7 protein-coding genes and 1 pseudogene are annotated in these 7,545 nt (G+C 66.2%); 2 read left to right on the forward strand and 6 right to left on the reverse strand.

Annotated elements, in window-relative coordinates:
• From ADBZ5N_RS15985 to ADBZ5N_RS16005, 5 genes and pseudogenes are all read right to left on the reverse strand, one after another.
• Positions 1 to 447: pseudogene (locus ADBZ5N_RS15985) on the reverse strand (hypothetical protein); the annotation flags it as partial.
• A gap of 22 nt (positions 448 to 469) precedes the next feature.
• Positions 470 to 985 carry a hypothetical protein gene (locus tag ADBZ5N_RS15990; RefSeq protein ID WP_526259078.1) on the reverse strand — a complete coding sequence of 172 codons (516 nt, stop codon included), beginning with the start codon at positions 983 to 985 and terminating at the stop codon, positions 470 to 472.
• 25 nt (positions 986 to 1,010) lie between these two features.
• Positions 1,011 to 2,546, reverse strand: a complete 1,536-nt coding sequence (gene eccD, locus ADBZ5N_RS15995; protein ID WP_526259088.1) for a type VII secretion integral membrane protein EccD — start codon at positions 2,544 to 2,546, stop codon at positions 1,011 to 1,013.
• Positions 2,547 to 2,713: 167 nt separating this feature from the next.
• The gene (locus tag ADBZ5N_RS16000; protein WP_526259080.1) at positions 2,714 to 3,004 is read right to left on the reverse strand and encodes a WXG100 family type VII secretion target; all 291 of its coding nucleotides are present in this window, start codon (positions 3,002 to 3,004) and stop codon (positions 2,714 to 2,716) included.
• 34 nt (positions 3,005 to 3,038) lie between these two features.
• On the reverse strand, positions 3,039 to 3,344 hold the full coding sequence (locus ADBZ5N_RS16005; protein WP_526259082.1) for a WXG100 family type VII secretion target: 306 nt from the start codon (positions 3,342 to 3,344) through the stop codon (positions 3,039 to 3,041).
• A 114-nt stretch (positions 3,345 to 3,458) separates the two neighbouring features.
• Here ADBZ5N_RS16005 and ADBZ5N_RS16010 point away from each other — a divergent pair, with 114 nt between their 5' ends.
• Positions 3,459 to 6,245 carry an AAA family ATPase gene (locus ADBZ5N_RS16010; RefSeq protein ID WP_526259084.1) on the forward strand — a complete coding sequence of 929 codons (2,787 nt, stop codon included), beginning with the start codon at positions 3,459 to 3,461 and terminating at the stop codon, positions 6,243 to 6,245.
• Here the strand turns inward: ADBZ5N_RS16010 and ADBZ5N_RS16015 are convergent.
• The gene (locus tag ADBZ5N_RS16015) at positions 6,208 to 6,624 is read right to left on the reverse strand and encodes a hypothetical protein (RefSeq protein WP_526259086.1); all 417 of its coding nucleotides are present in this window, start codon (positions 6,622 to 6,624) and stop codon (positions 6,208 to 6,210) included. The genes ADBZ5N_RS16010 and ADBZ5N_RS16015 overlap by 38 nt on opposite strands.
• Before the next feature lie 138 nt (positions 6,625 to 6,762).
• Here ADBZ5N_RS16015 and ADBZ5N_RS16020 point away from each other — a divergent pair.
• On the forward strand, positions 6,763 to 7,545 hold a 783-nt coding region (locus ADBZ5N_RS16020), incomplete at its 3' end, for a pyridoxal phosphate-dependent aminotransferase (protein ID WP_526259090.1).

A 7,545-nucleotide genomic window follows, 5' to 3' on the forward strand; every position in this document is an offset into this window, starting at 1 on the left:
CGACGGAAGTTTTCCGGCGAGCGAGTCCAGTTGCTCCGACAACTGCCCAGACAACTGCTCGAAGGCGCTGGCGGCCGGCTTCGCCGTGTCGGCACCCGTGTCGTTGGCCGCGGGCGTTGCGGCAGACGTGGTTTTCTTGCGCGCCGTGGTGTCCTCGCTGTTGAACTGCGTCCCCGCTATGTCCGCGGCCGACTTACTATCGGTCTGGTCGTACCGATCGGCGGCAGTGGCCATATCCGTGGCAGTTTTCTTCAATGCCGCCTCGGCGACCGGCAATCCGTCGATCACCGGTGTCTCGATAGTCGGCAGCACCTCATTGATCGCCGCAGACATCGCATCGAATCCAGTAACCGCAAACGGCTTCGGGGGTGGCGGGACGTCGAGGTCACCCAGTACACCCGCCGCGGCGCGGAGTCCGGAGGTGTCGACGGATAGCGGTTCAGTCACGACAGAACCCTTTCGGTGAAAGTCACTGGCCCCCCGCAGTGGCGGGGTCGGGAGTCGGATCCCAGTAGAGGACCGTGCCGTCGGGCAACCGGCCGATCTCCTGATCGCCCTCGGGTGGCGCCACGGTCGAGTCGGGCAGCAGCACGAATAGCCTGCCGGTGATCTGGTCTTCGGGGATCCAGACGTTCGACCCCGGGTAGGCCGCTTCCCAGTCGGTGCCGCCGCCGGGGCCACCGGCATTGGCCGGGCCCAGTGCGCCCGGGGCACTGATGACGGGCAGTTTCGCGCAGTCGGTGCCGTGGAGTTCATAGAGCGTCGCGCAGAATTCCGGCACCGCCTCCACCGGTATGGGCAGCGGTCCGGCGGGCGGGTTGGGCGGAGGTTGCGGGTCGATGCTCGAGGCGTTGCGGACCAGTGCCACCGCGGCGGCCATGACCGCCGCCACGATCCCAGCGGCGATCAGTGGGCCGCGTACACCGGAGGGCCACCATCGCTGAATGCCCCCCGGTAACCGGTGTCGCGCAGGTGTTCCGCCCACCGTGTCCGCCCTGTGACCCGGTGGCTCAGAACCGCATATTGCGGAGCGTGTCGTAAATGCCGGCGATCCACAGCAGCATCGGAATGATGGACGCGATCACGATACCGTCGATGATCTCCAGAATCCGCTTGGAAACCGGCGAGATACGGCCCATCCCGGAGGTGGCCGCGATGACGGCCAGCGCCACGGCAGCAACACCGAGGTAGCCGGCCAGCATCCACCATGCGCTGTACGGGTACCACTGGCTGAGCCGTGCCACCACACCCAGGGGGATGACGGCGGCGGCCGCGAGCAGTGCCCAGGCGCACCACCGCTCGACGTAGAGCCGCGATCGGAACGCGCACGTCACCGCGACCAGGCCCGCCACCACGACGCTGTGAATGAAGAAATGCCCGCGTACCACCATCGTGACGGCACCGACGGCCATCACCAGGGTACCGGCCATCACGAACCCGATCAGCAATTGTTTGGCAAGTTCGCTGCGCTCGGTGAGCCGCACCGCGGACTGCGGAACCGAGGCGATGATGGCCTTCCAGGTCTGTGTCTGGTTACCGGTATCACCCTCTGCGGCAACGGGATCCAGCAATTCGTCGATCTCGACGGTCTCACCCGGCGCCGGGATCGGTGGTAGCGCAATCCGGGCGATCAGGACAGTCAGTTTGGCGGCGGTGGTCACGATGAACAAGCCGAACAGGATCGCCCCGGACGGTACCGACTGCTCCCACCCGTAGCCGAACGCGATGGCGGCCGCGGTGATGGCCAACCCGGTGACGACGACGAAGGTGGCTACCTGTGCCCGCCGGCGGGGACCCCCACGGGTCACCAACGCCAGAAACATCACGGCCGCGGCGCCGCCGGCGAGTTGCGGCGCGCCCAGTCCGTCGCTGCCGACGGGCAGTGGCACCGCCAATGCGGCCGCAACTGCGGTCACCGGGAATGCTGCCACCAGCAGGCTCTCCGACAGGCCGGCGTTCTTGTAGATTCTCGTCGCGGCCATGCTGCCCGCGAGCAGCACCACACCCAGGACGCCCAATGCCGCCGACCACAGCGGGTTGCGCCCGGTATTCCACCACGCCTGTACCGCCACCGCGCTCAGTACCATCAGCAGCGCCGGGATACCCAGCGCAACAGCACGATTGAGTGCGCTGCGGTCGAACTGGGGCGACTCGTCGAGGACCGCGATCGCGTCGATGACGTCCTCGACGAGTGGCCGGTACCGCTCGGTGTGGCTCACCGTCACCAGGGTGAGTAGTGATCCGTCGACCACCCCGGCGTCGTCGAGTGACTGGTCGGCCTTCAATGGCGGGCCGCCCGGCCGGGCGAATGCCCACACGCCCTGTTCGGCGAAATCGAATCCGGCCAGCACGTCGGCGGGGGCGTCATCAGATAACTCGGCGAGGGCGGCGACGGTGTCGTCGAGGTAGGAATCCATGGTCGCCGTCGCCGGCAGCACCAGATCGGTCAGCCGCCTCCCGGTGAGGATAGTCACCCGGGTGGTCGCGGGTTGACCCGGAGCCGCCGCCGGATTTCTTGGTGCGGCACCGGCAACCGGCGCGATCAGAGATGTCATCGGCGCTGTTCCGTCACTAGGGCCTTCGGCCGCAGTGGCAGTTTATCGCCGAGCACCGTCACCATCTTCCGTCGAGTTTGTACAGATTGTATGTATAGCGACAGGGCGAGACCCAGCGATGCGGATCTCGCCCTGCGTCAGACACATGTGCGCGGCGGCTATCCGCCGAACAAGTTTCCTACGCCCTTTTCCGTGCTCTGCATGTTGGCACCGGCTTCGCTGATGCGGTTCGCCAGTTCCCGCAGACTCGTGTTGAGTTCGGCACTGGTGGCATCCCAGCGCCGCTGCACAGCCTGATAGGCCTCCGAGCCACTGCCGCCCCATGCGGCGGCAAGGTTTTTCAGTGATGTATTGCCCTCATCAAGAAGGCCCTGGGTCGTACCGACGGACCCCTGAATCGCGCTTGATCCGGCCTCGATTCCGGAAAAGTCCCATTTCTGCTCTGACACGGTGATGCTCCTTCTTTATCGTTGTCGGGTTAAGTCAGAGGTTCATCTGGCTGGACAGCGACCCGGCTTGTTCATCATCGGAGCTGGTGTACTGAATTCCGGCCTGCGAGATATTGCTGGAGATTTCGACGAGCTGGCTTTCCTGAGCGCGGGCGGCCTCCTGGAAGCGCACCAACGCTTGCTGGGCAGCTGTTCCCGCTTGGCCTTGCCATCCGCTGGCCAGTTCGGCTCCGGTGGACTCCACCCCTTGGATCACTGCCTTGAGTTCGCCGGCAATCCGGTCGAAATTTGCGGCCTCCGCACTGAGTGTGGCGGCATCGGTCTGCATGGGTCCTGTCATGCTTCACTTCCTTCACTGTCATGGTCCGCTTATCCGCGAGCTTAAGCTCCAGAAGCCCCCGCAGGGATGGGTGAAATTACTCGAATTCTCCCCACTTGCTTCGATAATGAAGGCATGCCCCGGGGAAGCGAGCTGATCGGCCGACAGGCCGAACTTTCTCAGCTGAGCCGGGTGCTGACCGAGGACGGCAAGCGGGCCGTTGTAGTGTCCGGGGAGCCGGGCGTCGGCAAGACGGTGTTGATCGATCAGGTGTGCACGCTCGCGACGGCCCTTGACTGGCAGGTGGTGCGGGTCCTGGGTGTAGAGGCCGAGCAGCCCTTCGCTTTAGGCGGGCTGAATCAGGTGGTGCACGGGCTGAAACCGTTCCAGGCCGACCTGGACGAGCAGGATCGTGGGGTGCTGGCCTCGGTCCTCGGCGGCGATTCGACTTCCCTGGTGGCGGTGTTACCCCTGGTGGCAGCGTTGCTGAATCTGTTGGAGGCGGCGGCCCACACCCAGTCGGTGCTGCTGGTCATCGACGACAGCCACTGGTTGGACAGCGTCAGCGCAGAGGTCCTCAGTGCCGTGGGGCGTCGACTGACCCATCCTCACGTCCGCATCGTGGTCGGGCGCCGGATACCGCACCAGTCGGCGTTCACCAGTGCGGGCTGGAGTGACGTGCCGGTCGCTCCGCTGGATTACGAGGATTCGGCACGGCTGTTGGATAGCGCGGGGGTGCCCTTGACGGCGGCCGCACGACGGGCGATCCTGGCCGCGGCGGCGGGCAATCCGCTGGCGTTGGCCGAGCTTCCGCGGGGCGCTGATCAGATCGAACACGGTGCTGCGACGCTGCCGTTGACTGAGCGTCTGGTGTCGGTGTTCGCGGGGCGGCTGGGACAAACCGACGCTGCTGTTCGCACCGAGTTGCTTCGGGCGGCACTCGACGGCGTCGCCGGCAGCGTCGGGTCCTCGACCCGGGCAAGGTATGTCATGCGCAACGTCAAGCCCGCAGTCACCGCGGGGCTTCTGGTAGTGAATCCCCTGGGGGAGATCGCTTTTCGCCATCCCCTGGTTCGTGCCGCGGTCATCCATCAGGCCGATCCGCAGGACCGCCGCGACGCTCACCGCGACCTCGCCGCACTCTACGAGGACGTACTGGTGCGCCACGCCTGGCACTTGGCCGCGGCGACCACCGAACCCGATCAACACGTGGCCGACCTGCTCGCTCGGGCCGCGAAGGTATCCATTCGCCGGGGCGGGCTTTCGGTCGCCGTCGAGTGGCTGCGCAGGGCCGCCGAGTTGAGTACCGACCTTGGCCGCCGGACCGAGTTGCTGGCTGACGCGGTCTTCGTCGCCGCCCGGGCAGGCCAGGTCGGCGGGGCGCAGGATCTGCTCGAAAGTACCGAAACCAGCGAAAGCGGCTCGGCGCTCGCGGTCCTGGCGGATTCCTACCGTGCATTTCACACCCATGGCGAGGTGACCTCAACCCACCGCCGGGTCCTTGACGCCCTGAGCAAGTCCGACGCACTGGACGACAAAACCCTGAATCGACTGGTACACCTGCTGTTGTCGATCACCAACTATTCCGGCGACGCCCGGCATTGGGAGCAGACCAACGCCGCGCTGCACGCCTTGCAGGCGCGACCGGACCCGGCGGTCTTGACGTACCGGACCGGCATCGAGGACATCGCCGCCACCGCGAACGCCGTCCGTTCGATGTTGTCCGGGGCCGTGGAGTTGCTGCCCCAGGCGCCGGCGCAGCGGATGGCGCTGCTGTCGTTTCCGGCGTACTGCACCGGGGCCATGACAGATTTTCGCGCTCCGCTCCAAGCGGCTTTCGCACAGCTGAGCGAGCACGGCGCGTCCGTCGATGCCATCGAGTGCGGGCGGGTCGTGGTCCTGGACCTGATCGCCACTGGGCAATGGGACCGGGCCGAGCAGGTCGGAGCAGCCTGCCTGGAGATGGCGCAGCGGATCCCGGGCAGCCAATTGCGCCGTCACCAATTACTCGCCGACCTCGGGGTACTGGCCGCCGGCCGAGGCGACATGGAGACCGCACTTCGGTACGCCGCTGACGTGACGGCCTGGTCCAAACCCCGAGGGCTGCAACGGCTCCTGGATGCCGCGGACCGAATCGCGGTGCGGGTCGCCCTCGCCGACGCCGACTACGAGGCGGCGTATCGCGCGGCGACCAGGATCAGCCCGCCCGGACACTGGCCGCGCCACAACATTCACGAGGTGGGCGATGACATTCTGGATTCGGTCGAGGCGGCACTGCGCTCCGGGCGACCTGACGAGGCCCGTGCACTCGCGGACGAAGCGGTGCGATTGAACCTGGCCGAGATCTCTCCGCGGGTCGCGGCTCTGACCAGCGCGATATCGGCGATGACGGCGCCCGATTCCGAAGCCGGTTCGCTCTACCAGTCCGCGCTCACCCACCCCGGCATCGCCGAGTTCCCCTTCGAACACGCGAGAATTCATTTGGCGCAAGGCATGTGGCTGCGCCGCGCGCGCCGCCACACCGAGGCGCGGGTCGAGCTGGAGTTGGCGGCCGACGGCTTCGATCAACTGGGTGCGCGTCCGTGGGCCGAACGGGCTCGCGCCGAACTGCGCGCAGCCGGCGCCTCAGTCAAACAATCGCTGGGTGAAACCGTCCCGCTCAGCGCTCAGGAGCGCCGGGTCGCCGACTTCGCCGCCTCCGGGCGAAGCACCAAGGAGATTGCCGCCGCACTCAGCATCTCGCCACGCACCGTGGACGGCCACCTGTACCGGCTGTTCCCCAAGCTGGGTATCGTCAATCGCGCAGGACTGAGCGAGGCCTTGAGCCGCTACGACTCCACGTTGGGAACAATGCGCTTGGATTCGGAGACCGCTCAACCGAAGATCAGCCGACCTTCTTCATCTGAATCGGAACCTGGGTGACCTGACCGCCGGCGCATTCACCGTTGGAGTCGGCGGTCACGATTCCACCCAAGGTCGCCGCGTCCAGGGAGTAGCGCAGGACGATCGGCGCAAATCTGCCGTCGGGGCACACGATCGCGTCCGGTTTGGAGGTGTTGAAGTTCCATCGGCCGCCGGTCAGGGTTGCCACCGCCGTCCAGCCGCGGTTGCTCATGATGTTCGCGGTGCAGCCGTCCGTGACGCAGGTGGACTGGACGGTCCAGTAGAACTCTTCAGACGCCCCGTCAATGTCGTAGATGCCGTTGAAGAGCTGCACAGCCACAGCCGGACCTGCCGGACCGATGACGGTCAGCGCGGCCGCGGCGCACGCCGTCGCCATGGTCTTGCATGTCAGATTCATCCTGGTTGCCTCCTGTATGCGGTAGTCAGTTAACCGCCCCCCGCGGCCGAACGGGCCAGTGACGAGCAACGTGTGGCGAAACCGAGTCCGAGCCGTGACGGATAAACGGTTTGGGCCGCCCTCGCCCCATGGGGGACAATCATTCGCGTGACCACCCACCAGCTGCCGTGGCATTCCACCAGCCACCATCCCCGGCCGCGGACATTCGCGCAGTCCACCAAGCTGCAGGACGTCCTCTACGAGATCCGGGGACCGGTACACGACCATGCTGCACGCCTTGAGGCCGAAGGCCACCGGATCCTGAAGCTGAACATCGGAAACCCCGCCCCGTTCGGCTTCGAGGCGCCCGACGTGATCATGCGCGACATGATCCAGGCACTCCCCCAGGCCCAGGGCTATTCAGATTCCAAAGGAATCCTGTCCGCCCGGCGGGCGGTGGTCACCCGCTACGAACTCGTCGACGGATTCCCCCGCTTCGACGTCGACTCGGTGTTCCTGGGCAACGGCGTCTCCGAGTTGATCACCATGACGTTGCAGGCCTTACTCGACAACGGCGATCAGGTCCTCATCCCGGCGCCGGACTACCCGCTGTGGACGGCATCGACTTCACTGGCCGGCGGCACTCCGGTGCACTACCTGTGCGACGAGACCAACGGGTGGCAACCGGACATCGCCGACCTCGAGTCCAAGATCACCCCGCGGACCAAGGCCATGGTGGTGATCAACCCGAACAATCCGACCGGGGCGGTCTACAGCCGAGAAGTGCTGCAGCAGATGGCCGATCTGGCCCGCAAGCACCAACTGCTGCTGTTGGCCGACGAGATCTACGACAAGATCCTCTTCGACGACGCCACCCACGTCAGCCTCGCGACGGTGGCGCCGGATCTGCTGTGCCTGACCTTCAACGGCCTGTCGAAGGCC

Origin of the sequence: Mycobacterium sp., assembly GCF_044370595.1 — a bacterium.
Classification (GTDB): domain Bacteria; phylum Actinomycetota; class Actinomycetes; order Mycobacteriales; family Mycobacteriaceae; genus Mycobacterium.

What these genes read in the sequence shown, in the direction of transcription:
- ADBZ5N_RS16005 (WP_526259082.1), bottom strand. Translation starts at nt 3,344, where the DNA reads ATGACAGGACCCATGCAGACCGATGCCGCCACACTCAGTGCGGAGGCC.
- ADBZ5N_RS16015 (WP_526259086.1), bottom strand. Translation starts at nt 6,624, where the DNA reads ATGAATCTGACATGCAAGACCATGGCGACGGCGTGCGCCGCGGCCGCG.
- ADBZ5N_RS16010 (WP_526259084.1), top strand. Translation starts at nt 3,459, where the DNA reads ATGCCCCGGGGAAGCGAGCTGATCGGCCGACAGGCCGAACTTTCTCAG.